This window comes from Microbacterium sp. SORGH_AS_0454, from assembly GCF_031453395.1.
Classification (GTDB): Bacteria; Actinomycetota; Actinomycetes; order Actinomycetales; family Microbacteriaceae; genus Microbacterium.
Genome location: NZ_JAVIYS010000001.1, coordinates 403,668 through 419,610, shown reverse-complemented (window position 1 = coordinate 419,610; position 15,943 = coordinate 403,668). Strand labels below are relative to the sequence as shown.

The window sequence follows — 15,943 nt, the reverse complement described above, 5'->3', positions numbered from 1 at the left end:
CAGGAGAACCAGTGCTCGAATCAACCACTTTCGATCAGATCCGTATCGGTCTGGCCACCGCCGACGACATCCGTCGTTGGTCCTTCGGTGAGGTCAAGAAGCCCGAGACGATCAACTACCGCACGTTGAAGCCCGAGAAGGACGGCCTCTTCGGCGAGCAGATCTTCGGACCCTCCCGCGACTGGGAGTGCGCCTGCGGAAAGTACAAGCGTGTGCGCTTCAAGGGCATCGTCTGCGAGCGCTGCGGCGTCGAGGTCACCAAGAGCTCGGTCCGTCGCGAGCGCATGGGCCACATCGAGCTCGCCGCGCCCGTCACGCACATCTGGTACTTCAAGGGCGTGCCCTCGCGTCTCGGCTACCTGCTGGACATGGCGCCGAAGGACCTCGAGAAGGTCATCTACTTCGCCGCCTACATGGTCATCTCGGTCGACGAAGACGCTCGTCACCGCGACCTGGCCACCCAGGAGAACAACATCCGTCTCGAGCTGAAGACGCTCGGCGACCGCCGCGATGCCCGCATCGCCGCTCGCCTCGCCAAGCTCGAGGAGGAGCTCGCCGCCCTCGAGGCGGAGGGCGCCAAGGCCGACCAGAAGAAGAAGGTCAAGGACGCCGCCGAGAAGGAGATGACGTCGGCGCGTAAGAACGCCGACGAGCAGATCGCCAAGCTCGAGCGCGTGTGGGAGGACTTCCGCACGCTCGAGGTCGGCGCCCTGAAGCCCGAGGACGATGTGTTCCACGAGCTCCAGGACCGCTTCGGTCAGTACTTCGAGGCCCACATGGGTGCGGAGTCGATCAAGCGTCGTCTCGAGGCCTTCGACCTGCAGGCCGAGGCCGACAGCCTCCACCTGCAGATCTCCGAGGGCAAGGGCCAGCGCAAGATCCGCGCGATCAAGCGCCTGAAGGTCGTCAACTCGTTCCTGCAGACCGGCATGAGCCCGGCCTCGATGGTGCTGGACGTCGTCCCGGTGATCCCGCCGGAGCTGCGTCCGATGGTCCAGCTCGACGGTGGCCGCTTCGCGACCTCCGACCTGAACGACCTCTACCGTCGCGTGATCAACCGCAACAACCGCCTCCGTCGCCTGATCGACCTCGGTGCTCCCGAGATCATCGTCAACAACGAGAAGCGCATGCTGCAGGAGGCCGTCGACGCGCTGTTCGACAACGGCCGCCGTGGTCGCCCCGTCACCGGTACCGGCAACCGCGCCCTGAAGTCCCTGAGCGACATGCTCAAGGGAAAGCAGGGTCGCTTCCGCCAGAACCTGCTCGGAAAGCGCGTGGACTACTCGGGCCGTTCCGTCATCATCGTCGGACCCCAGCTCAAGCTCCACCAGTGCGGTCTGCCCAAGCAGATGGCTCTCGAGCTGTTCAAGCCGTTCGTGATCAAGCGTCTGATCGACCTCGGTCACTCGCAGAACATCAAGGCCGCCAAGCGCGCGGTCGAGCGCTACCGTCCCGAGGTCTGGGACGTGCTCGAGGAGATCATCCGCGAGCGCCCCGTGCTGCTGAACCGTGCACCCACCCTGCACCGTCTCGGCATCCAGGCGTTCGAGCCCCAGCTCGTCGAGGGCAAGGCCATCCAGCTGCACCCGCTCGTCTGCGCGGCGTTCAACGCCGACTTCGACGGTGACCAGATGGCCGTCCACCTGCCCCTGTCGGTCGAGGCTCAGGCCGAGGCGCGCGTGCTCATGCTCGCCTCGAACAACATCCTCAAGCCGTCGGACGGCCGCCCGGTCACCCTGCCCTCGCAGGACATGATCATCGGCCTCCACCACCTCACCACCCTCAAGGAGGGTGCCGTGGGCGAGGGCCGTGCGTTCGGTTCCGTGGGCGAGGCGATCCTGGCCAAGGACGAGGGCACCCTCGACCTGCAGGCCAAGGCGCGCATCCGCATCCCCGGCCTGACGTTCCTCGAGGGCCAGGCGCCCGAGGGCTACGACAAGCACGGTCTCGTCGACGCCTCGCTCGGTCAGGCGATCTTCAACGACACGCTCCCCAAGGGCTACCCGTTCGTCCGCGAACAGGCCGACAAGGGCAAGCTGTCGCAGATCGTGAACAAGCTGGCCGAGGAGTACCCCAAGGTCGAGGTCGCGGCATCGCTCGACCGGATCAAGGACGCCGGTTTCTACTGGGCCACCCGTTCGGGTGTCACCGTGGCGCTGAGCGACATCCTCACCCCGCCGAACAAGGCGGAGATCGTGGCCGGCTACGAGAAGCAGGCCGCGAAGGTGCAGGGCCAGTACGAGAAGGGTCTCACCACCGACGCCGAGCGTCGTCAGGAGCTCATCAAGATCTGGACCGAGGCCACCGACGAGGTCCAGAAGGCGATGCGGGACAACTTCCCCGCCGACAACACCATCAACCGCATGGTCTCGTCGGGCGCCCGTGGTAACTGGCTGCAGATCCGCAACATCGCGGGTATGCGAGGCCTGGTGAACAACCCCAAGGGTGAGATCATCCCGCGTCCGATCATCTCCTCGTACCGCGAGGGTCTGTCGGTCGCCGAGTACTTCATCGCGACGCACGGTGCCCGTAAGGGTCTGGCCGACACGGCCCTCCGTACGGCCGACTCGGGGTACCTGACGCGTCGTCTCGTCGACGTCTCGCAGGATGTCATCATCCGCGAGGAGGACTGCGGCACGTCGAAGGGCCTCGAGCTCCCGATCGCCGCGGCAGGCTCGACCGGTTCGCTGGTCAAGGACGCCAACGTCGAGAACTCGGTGTTCGCTCGCACGCTCGCCACGGCGGTCGTCGACGCGCAGGGCACCGTGCTGGCCGAGGCCGGCGACGACGTGGGCGACGTGCTCATCGACAAGCTGGTCGAGGGTGGCGTCGAGACCATCAAGGTCCGCTCCGTCCTGACGTGCGACTCGGCCGTCGGCGTCTGCGCGAAGTGCTACGGCCGTTCGCTCGCCACCGGCAAGATCGTCGACATCGGAGAGGCTGTCGGCATCATCGCGGCCCAGTCGATCGGTGAGCCCGGTACCCAGCTGACGATGCGTACCTTCCACACCGGTGGTTCCGCTTCGGCAGACGACATCACGCAGGGTCTTCCCCGCGTGCAGGAGCTGTTCGAGGCCCGTACCCCCAAGGGTGCGTCGCCGATCGCCGAGGCCGACGGCCGCATCACGATCGACGAGACGGACAAGGCCAAGAAGGTCATCCTCACGCCCGACAACGGCGACGAGCCGGTGGTCTACCCCGTCCTGAAGCGCGCCACGCTCCTGGTCGAGGACGGGCAGCACGTCGTGGTCGGTCAGCCGATCCTCGTCGGAACGCTCGACCCCAAGGAGGTCATGCGCGTGCAGGGTGCCCGCGAGGTGCAGAAGTACCTCGTCAACGGCGTCCAGGGCGTGTACCGCTCGCAGGGTGTGCCGATCCACGACAAGCACATCGAGGTCATCGTCCGACAGATGCTCCGCAAGGTCACCGTCGTCGACCACGCCGACACCGATCTGCTCCCGGGTGAGCTGGTGGACTTCAAGCGCTACCAGGCCATCAACCGCGAGGCTGTCGGCGAGGGCAAGCGTCCCGCGTCGGGTCGTCCCGAGCTGATGGGTATCACGAAGGCGTCGCTCGCGACGGAGTCGTGGCTGTCGGCCGCGTCGTTCCAGGAGACCACCCGCGTCCTGACGCAGGCGGCCATGGAGGGCAAGAGCGACCCGCTCGTCGGCCTCAAGGAGAACGTCATCATCGGAAAGCTCATCCCCGCCGGAACCGGACTTGCGAAGTACCGCAACGTCACGGTCGAGGCGACGGAAGAGGCCAAGAGCGAGCGGTACCCCAACCGCATCTTCGCCTCGGACGGCGCGTACAGCGACGCCGACCTGAGCTACGTCGACTTCGACAGCTTCTCGACGGACGACTTCACGCCCGGTACGTACAACTGATCGTGCCTCGGGGGAGCGGGCCCGCTCGCTCCCCCGAGACATGATCGACGGATGCCACGCCCCGGTGCGGCATCCCGTTCCTCGAAGGCCCCCGGCTCGCGCCGGGGGCCTTCGTCGTGCTCGCGGCGTGTCGGGTGACGGGTCGAAGGCGTCGGTGCGCCTACCGTTGTCGTGGAGGAACGCATGGCCCGCATCGGGGGACGCAGTCTGTGGCTGGCTTGGCCGGCGGGTCTGCTGTGCGCGGCCGCCGTGGCTGCCCTGGCGGTGATCGCCGCTCCCGGCGTGCCGCTGGCCGTGGGTTTCGTGGGCGACACGCTGCGGGCCGCGACCGGGAGGCACGTCGTCGCCGATACGCCTCCGCCCACCCCGGCCGCCGACTGCCGCCACCTGTACTCCCAGCCGTTGTGGTCGTCGTTGGTGTGGTCGCCGCAGGCGTTGCTGTCGCAACGGCACACGGCCCCCGCCTCGACGCCCGAAGCCGTGGCTGCCGCGGGGCCGACGGTCGTCGTCACGTGTCACTGGCGAGGGGAAGCCGGTCGCTTCATCGAGACGACCGTTTCCACCGTCACCCCCGAGGGCGCCGCGGCCGTCACCACCACGCTCGCCGCCCAAGGCTTCGCGTGCTCGGTCGTCGCCGACACGACCCACTGCGAGCGGGCGGCCGGCGAGCTCCTCGAGGTCCACGACCTTCGAGCGGACCGCTGGGTGTCGTCGACACTCTCGGGATGGATGCCGGACGACTACGCAGCGATCGTGGCATCCCACGCCTTCTTCGGCGAGTGACGCGGTCCGAGACGACTCGCGCTCAGCCGCCGAACACGGAGGCGATGATGCTCCCGGTGTACCCGGTGGGAGCCAGGTTGGAGTACTGGGTGTCGATCAGCACGCCGTCGCGCCAGTACAGCGTGCGCCCGTCGTTGACCGGGTAGGTCGGATTGATCCAGGTCTTCTCGCAGCGGGTGCCCGCATCGGGGGTGTAGCAACTGAAGCCCTGCGTGTCGACCAGGCCGTTGAGCATGTCGAGGGCGGGTCCGCGGTCCATACGCGAGATGTGGGTGACGAGTCCTGTGGTGTCGGCGGCGGGGTCGCGCCAGATGCAGATCAGCGACCCATCCGACTGCACCCCCGACGCCCCGAGCGAAGGGTCGTTCAGCGGCGTGGTGCCCAGCTGGGACAGGACATCGGCGGAGAGCATGGCGCGGCAGTCGGCGGGAATACGTACCGCGGGCGCCGTCTGTGTGATCGTGGGGATCGGAGTCGGGCTCTCGGTCGCGACGGACGTCGACGGCGCGGGGGCGGCTTGCTCCTCGGAGGGGGCGCAGGCCGTCAGAGCGAGGAGCACGGCGCCGGCGAAAGCCGCGGCTGCGGCCGGACGGAGCAGACGACGGGGCATGGGAACACCCTAAGCCGCACCACCGACACGGTCGAGAAAGACATCCGGCGGCACGCCTGCGCGATGCTGCGCAATACCCGGGTTAGCCTTGCGCCGCAAGCACCGCGTGAGGAGACCCCATGAGCGACAACAAGTCGTACGGCGACCCCGTCGCTGAACCGAAGGACTCGTACGGCGACCCCGTCGTCGAGCCGAAGGACGAAGCGCAGGATGTCGTCGGCCGAGCCCACGAGGGCCTCGCCGACGCCGAGGCCGCTCGCCGCGACGCCGTCGACCCCGCCGCCGCCGAGGCCGCATGGGACGAGCGCGACGCGCACGAGCACGAATCCGGGACGTCGCAGACGCCCCGGAGTGAGCACACGGCCCCGGTCGTGCACGACGCGTCTCCCGTGGCGCCCCAGGACTCCTCGGCGTCCACCGGATCCGTCGACCTCGACGACGAGGACGCCCGGTGGGCCGCGTACGCCGCGTCCGCGGAGCCGGCCCGCGACGACGTGCGTCACGATGACGCTCGAGCCGACGACGGTGCCGCGACCGCGCGCTACGACGACGCGCACACCACGGCATACCCCGCGGCCGCCGGTGCCGGCGCCGCCGCTGCGGCGACGGCCACGCCCGTGACCGACGAGCCCACTCGCGTCGTGGGCGGTGCGCAGCCCATCTTCGTCCAGGCCCCCGAAGCCCCCCGTCCGCGGAACAACCGCGGTGCGGCTGGCGCGATCGGCCTTCTCGCCGCCCTCGTCTTCGCGGCGCTCTACCTGGCCGCCACCCTCGGTCTGGCGCTGCTCACCGGCAGGGTCGCGTCCGCCGACCTCGGCCAGGCGGCTCTCTCGGCCCTCACGACCTGGGGTCTGTGGGTTCCGACCGTGGCTTTCTACCTCGGTTTCTGGTTCCTCGGTGCGCTCATCAATCGAGGCCGCTGGGGTCACTGGGTGGTCTGGGGCCTCGTCGTCGGCGTGGTGGCGTGGGCCGGGCATCTGCTCGGTGTCCTCTTCGCCGCCCCGTTCTGGATGATCACCGCCCGTGAGTCCTTCGATCTGCTGCAGAACAACGTCCTCGCGCCCCTGGCGATCGTGGCTTTCGTCCTCGGTCGCGAACTCACCATCTGGTTCGGGTCCTGGGTGTCGGCGCGCGGTCGGCGCGTCAGCGAGATCAACGCCGAGGCCCAGCGCGAGTACGAGCGCACCCTGGAGGCCGGTCCTCAGCTCTCGCAGCGCTGAACCGGGGTCCATGACGAACGAACAGCGACCGGCGGGGGTTTCCCCGCCGGTCGCTGTCGTCTTCGCGGCCGTCGTCTTCATCGCCCTCTCGATCGGGGGTCTCGGGGTGGCGAGTCTGATCGTCGACGCCGACGTCATCCCCGTCCGAGGTCTCGGAGCCATCCCGGGCGTGGTCGGTCAGCTCCTGGCTCTGGGGGCCTTCGCCGCGACGCTGCGCTGGGGCCTTCGCGCCGACCCGCCCGGCTATCTCATCGCCGTCCCCTGCGCGATCGCCGCCTACCTGGGCGAGGTGCTCGGGATCGTCGTCGGCGCCCTCGTCAGCGGCGCCGACCCGGCTCGCGGTGTCGCTGCGGCCGGCAGTGTCGCCCTCGGGTTCCCGGGCCCGGTCGTCGCCGTCGCGGCGTTGCTCGCGGCTCTGTTCGGAATCCTGCTCGTCCGGGCGCGGACGAACGGCCCGCGATGGCGCTGGGAAGACGACGCCGACGACCTTTGACGCGATTGTGACGCGCGGGTCCGTGGGCATCCGCGTGTTCCCGGGCGTGTCGGGCTAGCGTAGGGGCGTGGAGCGGTCGCTCGAGAGCCAGGTCGGTCAGGCGGTGGACGCCTGGCTGCGTTGGCTGCCCCGGTGGGAGCCCGCGAACCATCGTGGCCGAGTCGCCCCGTGCCGTCGGTGCTTCGGCTCCCCGGTCCTGTCGGCCGCGGGTCTGGGTTCCGACGTTCCGCACGGCGTGCAGCATGGACTGTCGACGCGCGTGAAGACCATCGTCGATCACGCCGTCGCCGACTACACCTCCCGCAACCTCCCCATGCTCCAGGCCGAGCTCGACCAGCAGGCTGAGCGAAACCGGAGGCGCTCGTACCGTCCCGCGGAGGGCCTGGAACCCGAGTTCGACGGGATGCCGTTGGACCCCGACCCCGAGCCCGGCTCCCCGTTCCTCTTCACGCTGTCGGGCCTCGCCGCAGAAGAGGACGCCGCCCTCCCCGCACTTCCTCCCCTCTCGGATGCCGCGAAGGCAGCCCTGCGCCAGGAGGTCGGTCTCGCCGACGATTACGCGAACATGATCGGGCGCGAGGTCTGTACGATCCTGCTCCACCACCGACTGCGCATACAGGCGGCGGTGGCCGAGTTCGTGGAGCCGCAGATCGCCGCGTTGCTCGACGATCTCACCCGATCCCTCGATGCGCCGTTCGATCCGCGTGACGCGGAGCCGCCGGCATCCTGAAGCTCTGTCCACACGGGCACGGTGAGGTGCCGCGCTTTTGTTAGCATCAACGGGTTGTCCGCTTATCGAGTCGCGGAACAATCTCACGGGGGAGGGGGCTCGATGCCGCAGCGTCTGCCGTCTTCGCCGCCCATTCTTCCGGGCCTGGCGTACATACGGCCCTTGGGGTCGGGCGGGTTCGCCGATGTCTTCCTGTACGGGCAGGACATGCCGCGTCGTGACGTCGCGGTCAAGGTGCTCCCGAGCGACGTGCGCGACGCCGACCTGTTGCGCATGTTCAACGCCGAGGCCGACGTTCTCGCGCACCTGTCGGCGCACCCGTCCATCGTCACCGTCTACCAGGCCGGGATCTCGGCCGATGGCCGACCGTACATCGTCATGGAGTTCTGCCCGGGGTCCCTCGCGCAGCGATACCGCGTCGAGCGCATCCCCGTCGCCGAAGTGCTGTCGATCGGCGTCCGCATGTCGGGAGCCCTCGAGTCGGCGCACCACGCCGGGCTCATCCACCGTGACGTGAAGCCCAGCAACATCCTCGTGACGACGTTCGGGGCGCCGGTGCTCGCCGACTTCGGGATCTCCTCCTCCCTCGTGCGACAGGGAGCAGACGAGATGCTCGCCATGTCGGTGCCGTGGAGTGCGCCCGAGGTCGTCGCCGAACAGACCGCGGGTACCGTGTCGAGCGAGGTGTGGAGCCTGGGCGCCACGATCTACTCACTGCTCGCGGGACAGAGCCCGTTCGAGCGACGCGAGAAGGGGCAGAACTCGCGCGAGCAGTTGCGCCGCCGGATCGCGCGCGCCACGTACACCGACATCTCCCGCAGCGATGTCCCGGCCTCGCTGCAGGCGGTGCTCGCGAAGTCGATGTCGCGCAACCCGGCCGACCGTTACGCCAGCGCGCGCGAGTTCGGCGAGGCCGTTCAAGCGGTGCAGGTCGAGAGCGGCCTGCCCGCGACGCCGCTCGAGGTGCCCGCCGCGGAGTGGGCGCCGGCTGCTCGATCGGTCGATTTCTCCGACGGAACCCTTCGCGGTCCCGCGCGGTCGCGCATCGAGCGCGAGGGTGCGCGCAAGCTCCGTGGAACGTCCGGCATGGCGGGCTACGTCCGAGACGAAGACACCGACATCGCCACACCGGTCTCGAGCGGATCCAGGGCACTGCCGTGGATACTGGCGTCGGCCACCCTCGTGACCGCCGGAGCCGTCGTCGTGGCGGCGCTGTTCGCGACGGGGGTGCTCCGATGAAGCGCAGGACCATCGTGGGTCTGGCCTCGACCCTGGCCGCAGGGGCACTGGTCATCACCGCGAGCATCGTGTGGCCCGGGCTCGACGCCCAGCAGACCCCCGAGGTCGACACGTCGGTGTGGGCACTGCAGACCGGCGACGGTCAGCGCTACGCACGCGTGAACACCACCGTCGGCGAGCTCGACACGGTGCGCACCGCCGGCAACCCCAGCCAGGTCGCGCAGAGCGGTGACGGCGCCTACCTCTTCACGGACAGCTTCAGCAAGCTCACCCGCATCAACGAGGCGCAGCCCGTCGATCTCTCCGAGGACCAGCTCGAGGCCGCCCCCGACACGCCGCCGGGCACGACCTCCGTGGCCACGGCGGGCGACTACGCGGTCTATCGCACCGACACGGGCACCCTGTTCGCGAGCCGACTGAGCCAGGCGGGGCAGAAGCCCACCGAGCTCGACCCCTTCGACACCTCACAGGACGAGAACGCCCCCTCGTACACCGCGGATGCCATCGCCCTCGACGCCCGCGGCATGCTCTTCGCGTACTCGTCCGCCGACGGCTCCGTCATTCGTTACGACATCGAGGCAGACGAACTGCGGGGGCGGGACGCCCTCGACGCGGACGTGGCCGCACCCGTGCTGTCCGCCGCCGGAGACACCTGGGTCCTCGTCGATGCCGACGCCGGACGCGTGTGGGTGCGCGGAGAGGATCCCGTCACCATCGAGGCGGCGGACCAGCTCGTGGTGGCCGACGCCGACGCCGACGCGCGCGCGGTGTACGTGGCGGACGACCAGTCGCTCTGGAGCATCCCTGCCGACGGCTCCGAGCCGAGGCGCGAGGTCGGCGGCGGCGGCAACGTGCTCGGTCAGCCCGCGCGCCCCCTCTCGCACCAGGGTGTCGCCTACGCCGCCTGGCTCCTTCCCGGTGATGCGCGCGGAACGCTCTGGCGCTCCGACCAGGGCGAGACGAATCTCGATTACGGCGGGGCGACCATGCCCGACCAGCGTCGACCGGTCTTCGTGGCCACCGATCACGCGGTGATCCTCAACGAGACGCGCACGGGCTGGGTGTGGACCGTTCCCGACGGTGCGCTCGTCGCTTCGAGCCAGAACTGGTCGCTCGACGATCGCACCGAGCAGACGGCTGTCCAAAGCGACGAGAAGCTCAGCGTGGTGCTCGACCCCAAGCCGCCCATCGCCGAGCCCGACGCGTTCGGGGTCCGGCCCGGTCGGCTCACGACGCTGCCCGTCCTTCTGAACGATCACGACCCCAACGAGGACGTCCTCAGCATCATCTCCGAGAGCGTCACCGGCCTCGATCCGGGTTTCGGCAGCCTCACCGTCACCGATTCCGGTCAGCGTCTCGCGGTGCGGGTCGCTCCGGGCGCGACCGGCAGCGCGACGTTCTCGTACGCCGTGACCGACGGCACCGCCGCCGACGGGCTCAATTCTGCGCCGGCCACGGTGACGCTCACGGTCTCGCCTTCGCAGTCCAACGCGGCGCCCGTCTGGTGCGGCGTCGACAAGTGCCTGCAGCCGTGGCCGACCCCTGAGGTCGCCCGCGGCGGCACGATCACGGTCCCCGTGCTCCCCGGCTGGGTGGACCCCGACGGCGACCCGCTGCTGCTGCTCTCGGTCGACAACCCCGGCGGCGTCGGCACGGTCGCCGCGACGCCCGGCGGTGACGTGGTCTACCAGCACGCCGACGACGGCTCCGGCGGCGAGCAGAACATCCAGCTCGACGTCACGGTCGCCGACACCCGGGGCGCGGTGACGACGAAACCCCTCGTGATCCGGGTGGCACCCGACCCCACGCTCGCGGTGCAGTCGTTCGCGAAGATCGACACCGTCGGATCCACCGTCGCGGTCGATGTGGGCCCGCACGTGACGGGCACGGCCGGAAACGTCAGCCTCACCTCGGTGCGCGTCCTCGACGACGCGGCGGCCACGGCGACGGCCGTCGGCGGCACCACCACCTTCGACTTCGCGGCGAACCAGCCCGGCGTGTATCGCGTCGACTTCACGGTCAACGGCGGTGGCCGCGACGCGACGGGCACGGCGCGGATCACGCTACTTCCCGCCGACGCTCCCGCCCAGCTCGCGACCTCGCCGGTGGTGGCCTTCGTCCGGCCGCAGGAAGACGCGACGCTCGACGTCTTCAGCGCCGTGTCCAACCCGACCGGCCGTGTGCTGCTGCTCAGCGACGTGGCGGCGAACGCCCAAGAGGGCGCCTCGCTCACGGTGGACACCGTGGGCCAGAACGACCTGCGCGTGTCGGGAAGCACCGCCGACGGCTCGGCCGGGCTGCTCGGAACCGTCGCCTACACGGTGAGCGACGGGACGGACGACGAGGGTTCGCGCGTGGCCGGCGAGGCGACGGTGTACCTCCTGCCGCCCGCGCCCGAGATCGCCCCGATCGCGGTGGACGACAACGTCACGGTCCGCGTCGGAGCTCAGATCGACATCCCCGTCCTGGACAACGACATCTCGCCCGCGGGGGGACGCCCGACCCTCGATCCTTCGAGCGTGCAGACCCAACCGGCGAGCGATGCCCTCGCCTTCACCTCCGGGGGTGTGCTCCGCTACCTCGCCCCCACCACGGCGGGCTCGTACGAAGTGACGTACCGCGTCTACACGACGGGTACTCCCGCCCTGTGGGACGAAGCGACGGTGCACATCACCGTCCTGGGCGGAGAGGCCAACCGCGCGCCGCTGCCCGACACCCTCGAGGGACGGGTTCTCAGCGGCGGCACCACCTCGATCGACTTCCATGGGTTCGGTGTCGACCCCGACGGCGACGCCGTCACGCTCGACAGGATCGTCGCGCAGCCGAACAGGGGTACGGCATCCATCTCCGCCGACGGCTCCAGCATCCTGTACTCGTCGGTGCCCGGTGACCGCGGCCAGGTCTCGTTCCGTTACCGCGTGTCCGATTCCTCGGGCGCAACGGGCGAGGGCACCGTTCGCATCGGTGTGCTGGACGCCGAGGCGAACCCCAGCCCCATCACCTTCACCGACTACGTGCAGGTCCAGGCCGGCGTCGATCGCACGATCCGTGTGAGCCCCTTGGCCAACGACATCGACCCCACGCAGGGCCGCCTCACCCTCACCGGTGTACGTCCCGACCTGCCCGAGAAGCTCGTGGACGAGAGCGACAACCCCGAGTACGCGCGCTTGAAGGGCTACATCGACTCGGTGTCCGACACCGGCGTGGTGATCGAAGCCGGCGAACAGCCGGGAACGATGTCGTTCCTCTACGACGTGGCATCCGACTCGGGTAACACGGGCCGCGGACTCATCGTCGTCAAGGTCGTGCGCGAGAACGTCCCCGACTACCCGGTCGTCACCGACACCGTGCTGACCGTCGAGAACCGTGACGATTTCACGACCGGTATCGACGTGCTCGCGGGCAAAGCCACGTGGTCCGGCGGAGAAGTCGCCGACCTCGGCGTGTCGCTGTGGGGCCAGCCCACCGACGTCACTCTGAGCGGCCGGCAGATCTCGGGCACCCTGCCCGCCACTCGTCGTGTCATCCCGTTCGCCGTCACCGGCCGCGTGGGCGACACCGACGTGACCACGTACGCCTTCCTGCGTGTCCCCGGAGACGACGATCTCAGCCTCTCGCTGCGCCCGGGCGCAGCGCAGCGCGTCGACGAGTTGGCGTCGGTCGACTTCGACATGGCGAACCTCGTCGCCCTCCCGCGCCGAGCCACCCTCGAGGTGGGGACCGACGTGTCCGCGACGGGCGTCCGCGCCGAGGGCCGGTGCTCGGTGTCGGGGACGACCGTTCGTTACGACGCCGGAGCCGGATCCCCCTACACCGACGCGTGCCAGGTGCCGGTGCGCATCGCGGGCACCGAGGAGTGGACGGTGGTCTCCGTTCCCATCGGCATCGTCGCCCGCGATCCGCAGCCCGAGCTCAAGCCCGCCGCCCTGACTGTCGGCCCGGGTGAGACCGCCACGTTCGATCTGCGCAACATGACCAGCTGGCAGCTCGGGCGCGAGGATTGGAACGGCATCCGCTACGCCCTCGATTACGGCGGATCCGCCTTCAGCGTCTCGCTGGACGGGTCGATCGTCACGGTCACCGGTAACGACCGTTCGGTGCCGGGCACCGAGAATGCCGCGATCATCTCGGTCACCAGCCACAACGCGGTCGCTCCGGCGCGACTCGTGCTGCGTGTGGGCGCGGCTCCGTCCACCCTGCCGCAGGGTGGGACGACCTCGCGCCAGTGTTCTCAAGCCAGCGGAACCAGCTGTTCGATCGATGTGATCGGAACCAGCGGCGAGGTCAACCCGCTGCCGCGCACGCCCCTCGAGGTCGTCGACGTGCGACCGACCGCGGCGTGCGCCGGCGTCACCTTCGGCGTGGCCTCGACCTCGAGCGTGGTGGCTTCGTGGAGCGACGATGCTCCCGGTGCCACCTGTAGCGCGAGTGTCACGCTCCGCGACGCGCAGGGCCGCACGACGGCCTCGACGCGCGACGCGCGCGTCGTGCTCGACCTGCTCGGATTCCCGCGCCCGCCGGGGAGCGTGCGCCAGACGGCGTACGCCGACGGCTCGGTCACGCTCCGCGTCGACCCCGGCGAGGCGCGACGCGCCTATCCCGCCATCTCGGGCTTCACGGTGCGCTACAACGGCGCTGTCGTGGGCCAGTGCGGCGCCGACGGCAGCTGCCCGCCCATCTCGGCGCCCAACGGTGAGCAGCGCGAATACGTCGTGAACGCGGTGAACAGCGTCGGCGAATCCAAGATGGCCGTGCGTACGACCGGATGGGCGTACCGACCCCCGAACGCCCCGAAGGGAATGGATTTCACGCCCACGCAGACCGGGGGAGAGGGAAACCTCGCCGACCTCGTCATCAAGGACGTCGACAGCGCTGAGACCGGCACGCTCGAGATCGCCAGCGCCGCGGGCGACAAGATCCAGGTGAGCGTCGGACGCAACCAGGACGTCGTGCAGGTGGCGCGGTTCCGCGTCGGCTCGAATGCGGCGACGCAGGTCACCGTCACGCCGATCTCCCGCTTCACCGTGCCTCCGGGGCTCGGCGGTGCGACGGCCGGAAACGTGTACACCGGCACCGCGCACGGCGTCGGTGCACCGACCAATCCGAACCTCACGCTGACCTCGACGTCGAACGGCAACGGCACGTCGACCGTGGATGCCCATGCGACCGCGCAGCAGAACGGCACCGATTCCGAGGTGCGCTTCAACATCGTCCAGAAGGGTCTTCCCTGCGTCCCCCGTAGCGGCGGCGACACCCAGAAGTTCACGACCCTCGGCGACGGCGAGACCTACACGTTCACCATGTGCGCCGAGTCGTGGTTCAACGGCCGCGCCTACGGATCGGTGAGCCAGGACAAGCAGATCAACGCCGAGCAGAGCAAGGCGGCCCCCAAGGGCTACACCTTCCGCGTCGGGTCGAGGGCCGACATCGGCGACGACAACACCGCACGCTGGCGCGTCGACCGTATCAACGAAGGCAATCCGCCCCCGCGGTACAACAGCGTCAAGTACGTCAACTGGCCGAACCCTTCGATCTTCGACAGCGACCCCAGGATCCAGGTCTACTTCCAGCACGACGTCTGGGGGACTCAGTCGGAGTACGCCCCCGTGACACCTGCGAGCGGCAGCGCGCCCTACCAGGTGCAGGCTTCGTGGAAGGTCGCGAGCTGCGAGGGCGGCAAGACGCTCAGCGCCAGTGGCTCGTCGAGCAACGACAAAGCCAAGATCACCTTCAACTACGACAACGCGCGCTACTTCGACAAGAACAACGCCCAGTTGCCGCGGGCCGAAGGCGCAGCCGCGACGGACGTTCCGGTGGGCGCCACCCGTGTCGATCGCATCCGCGTCACCGTCGACTGGTCCGCTCAGGGGTGGAACCTCGACTCCGCGTCCGACGACTTCGGCGGCGAGTGCAAGCCCGGCACCCCGACAACGAACCCCTCGTCCTGAGCCCTCCCGGCAGCCCCTTTCCCGCTCTCGCCCACCGAAGGATTCCGACATGACGATCACCCAGGAGCAGGCCACCTGGTTCTCCCAGACCTTCTCGCAGATCGCCGACAACGTCGAGCGCGCCGTCCTCGGCAAGCGGCACGTGGTCGAGCTGGTGCTCACCGCCATGCTCAGCGACGGCCACGTCCTGCTCGAGGACGTCCCGGGTACCGGCAAGACCTCGCTCGCCCGCGCCGTCGCGTCGTCCGTCCAGGGCACCAACACGCGCATCCAGTTCACCCCCGATCTGCTTCCGGGCGACATCACGGGCATCACCGTGTACGACCAGAAGACGGGAACCTTCGAGTTCCACACCGGCCCGATCTTCGCCAACATCGTCCTCGCCGACGAGATCAACCGTGCGAGCCCGAAGACGCAGTCGGCTCTGCTGGAGGTCATGGAAGAGGGCAAGGTCACCATCGACGGCGTCTCGCGAGAGGTCGGTGTGCCCTTCCTCGTGCTGGCCACGCAGAACCCCGTCGAGCAGGCCGGCACCTACCGTCTCCCCGAGGCTCAGCTCGACCGCTTCCTGCTGCGCACCTCCCTCGGCTATCCCGACCACGCGGCGACCGTCCGGATCCTCGACGGAGCGCCGGTGGCCACGGCGGAACTGCGTGCGATCATCACGCCTCAGGCCCTCGTCGGGATGGCCGACCTCGCGGCATCCGTCTACGTGGACGCCCTCGTCCTCGACTACATCGCCCGTCTCGTGGATGCCACCCGCACGGCCGATGAGGTCCGCCTCGGTGTGAGCATCCGTGGGGCTCTCGCCCTCACGCGAGCCACCCGCGCTCGCGCGGCGTCGCAGGGGCGCACCTACGCGACGCCCGACGACGTCAAGGCTCTCGCCGTCGCCGTGCTGGCGCATCGCCTCATCCTGCACCCCGAGGCCGAGTTCGACGGTGTCACCCAGGAGGCCGTCATCGGCCAGGTCCTGCTCGACACCCAGCCGCCCTCGCAGCGCGAGAGCGCCTGACGATGCTTCGTCCCGTGG

At 69.4% G+C, this 15,943-nt stretch carries 9 protein-coding genes; 8 read left to right on the top strand and 1 reads right to left on the bottom strand.

The genetic code is table 11. From position 1 onward, the window contains the following. Positions 1–11 precede the first annotated feature (11 nt). Both rpoC and QE454_RS01955 read left to right on the top strand, forming a co-directional pair. The gene (gene rpoC, locus QE454_RS01960; protein ID WP_210072359.1) at positions 12–3,887 is read left to right on the top strand and encodes a DNA-directed RNA polymerase subunit beta'; all 3,876 of its coding nucleotides are present in this window, start codon (positions 12–14) and stop codon (positions 3,885–3,887) included. A gap of 183 nt (positions 3,888–4,070) precedes the next feature. Next, positions 4,071–4,670, top strand: coding sequence for a hypothetical protein (locus QE454_RS01955; protein WP_307458635.1), 600 nt, complete (start codon positions 4,071–4,073; stop codon positions 4,668–4,670). A 22-nt stretch (positions 4,671–4,692) separates the two neighbouring features. Here QE454_RS01955 and QE454_RS01950 read toward each other — a convergent pair whose 3' ends face one another. Beyond that, on the bottom strand, positions 4,693–5,280 hold the full coding sequence (locus QE454_RS01950) for a hypothetical protein (protein ID WP_307458638.1): 588 nt from the start codon (positions 5,278–5,280) through the stop codon (positions 4,693–4,695). 119 nt (positions 5,281–5,399) lie between these two features. Between QE454_RS01950 and QE454_RS01945 the strand changes: the two genes are divergently transcribed. The 6 genes from QE454_RS01945 to QE454_RS01920 all read left to right on the top strand — a co-directional run bounded on the left by QE454_RS01945 (position 5,400) and on the right by QE454_RS01920 (position 15,925). Further along, positions 5,400–6,500, top strand: a complete 1,101-nt coding sequence (locus QE454_RS01945) for an ABC transporter (protein WP_210072356.1) — start codon at positions 5,400–5,402, stop codon at positions 6,498–6,500. A gap of 10 nt (positions 6,501–6,510) precedes the next feature. Continuing rightward, a complete protein-coding gene (locus QE454_RS01940; RefSeq protein WP_307458643.1) occupies positions 6,511–6,993 on the top strand; it encodes a hypothetical protein in 483 nt (160 codons plus the stop codon). 67 nt (positions 6,994–7,060) lie between these two features. Beyond that, positions 7,061–7,723 (top strand): spermidine/putrescine ABC transporter substrate-binding protein, encoded by a 663-nt coding sequence (locus QE454_RS01935; RefSeq protein WP_210072354.1) that lies wholly within the window; start codon positions 7,061–7,063, stop codon positions 7,721–7,723. Between the two features lie 102 nt (positions 7,724–7,825). Continuing rightward, on the top strand, positions 7,826–8,962 hold the full coding sequence (locus QE454_RS01930) for a serine/threonine-protein kinase (protein ID WP_267786091.1): 1,137 nt from the start codon (positions 7,826–7,828) through the stop codon (positions 8,960–8,962). Beyond that, positions 8,959–14,910, top strand: a complete 5,952-nt coding sequence (locus QE454_RS01925; RefSeq protein WP_307458646.1) for an Ig-like domain-containing protein — start codon at positions 8,959–8,961, stop codon at positions 14,908–14,910. Before QE454_RS01930 ends, QE454_RS01925 begins: the two co-directional genes overlap by 4 nt. A gap of 49 nt (positions 14,911–14,959) precedes the next feature. Then, positions 14,960–15,925, top strand: a complete 966-nt coding sequence (locus QE454_RS01920) for a MoxR family ATPase (protein ID WP_103206788.1) — start codon at positions 14,960–14,962, stop codon at positions 15,923–15,925. Positions 15,926–15,943 lie beyond the last annotated feature (18 nt).

Excerpts from the sequence above, each read along its gene's own strand:
- QE454_RS01930 (WP_267786091.1), top strand. The coding sequence starts at position 7,826 with ATGCCGCAGCGTCTGCCGTCTTCGCCGCCCATTCTTCCGGGCCTGGCG.
- QE454_RS01940 (WP_307458643.1), top strand. The coding sequence starts at position 6,511 with ATGACGAACGAACAGCGACCGGCGGGGGTTTCCCCGCCGGTCGCTGTC.
- QE454_RS01920 (WP_103206788.1), top strand. The coding sequence starts at position 14,960 with ATGACGATCACCCAGGAGCAGGCCACCTGGTTCTCCCAGACCTTCTCG.
- QE454_RS01925 (WP_307458646.1), top strand. The coding sequence starts at position 8,959 with ATGAAGCGCAGGACCATCGTGGGTCTGGCCTCGACCCTGGCCGCAGGG.
- QE454_RS01950 (WP_307458638.1), bottom strand. The coding sequence starts at position 5,280 with ATGCCCCGTCGTCTGCTCCGTCCGGCCGCAGCCGCGGCTTTCGCCGGC.
- QE454_RS01945 (WP_210072356.1), top strand. The coding sequence starts at position 5,400 with ATGAGCGACAACAAGTCGTACGGCGACCCCGTCGCTGAACCGAAGGAC.
- QE454_RS01955 (WP_307458635.1), top strand. The coding sequence starts at position 4,071 with ATGGCCCGCATCGGGGGACGCAGTCTGTGGCTGGCTTGGCCGGCGGGT.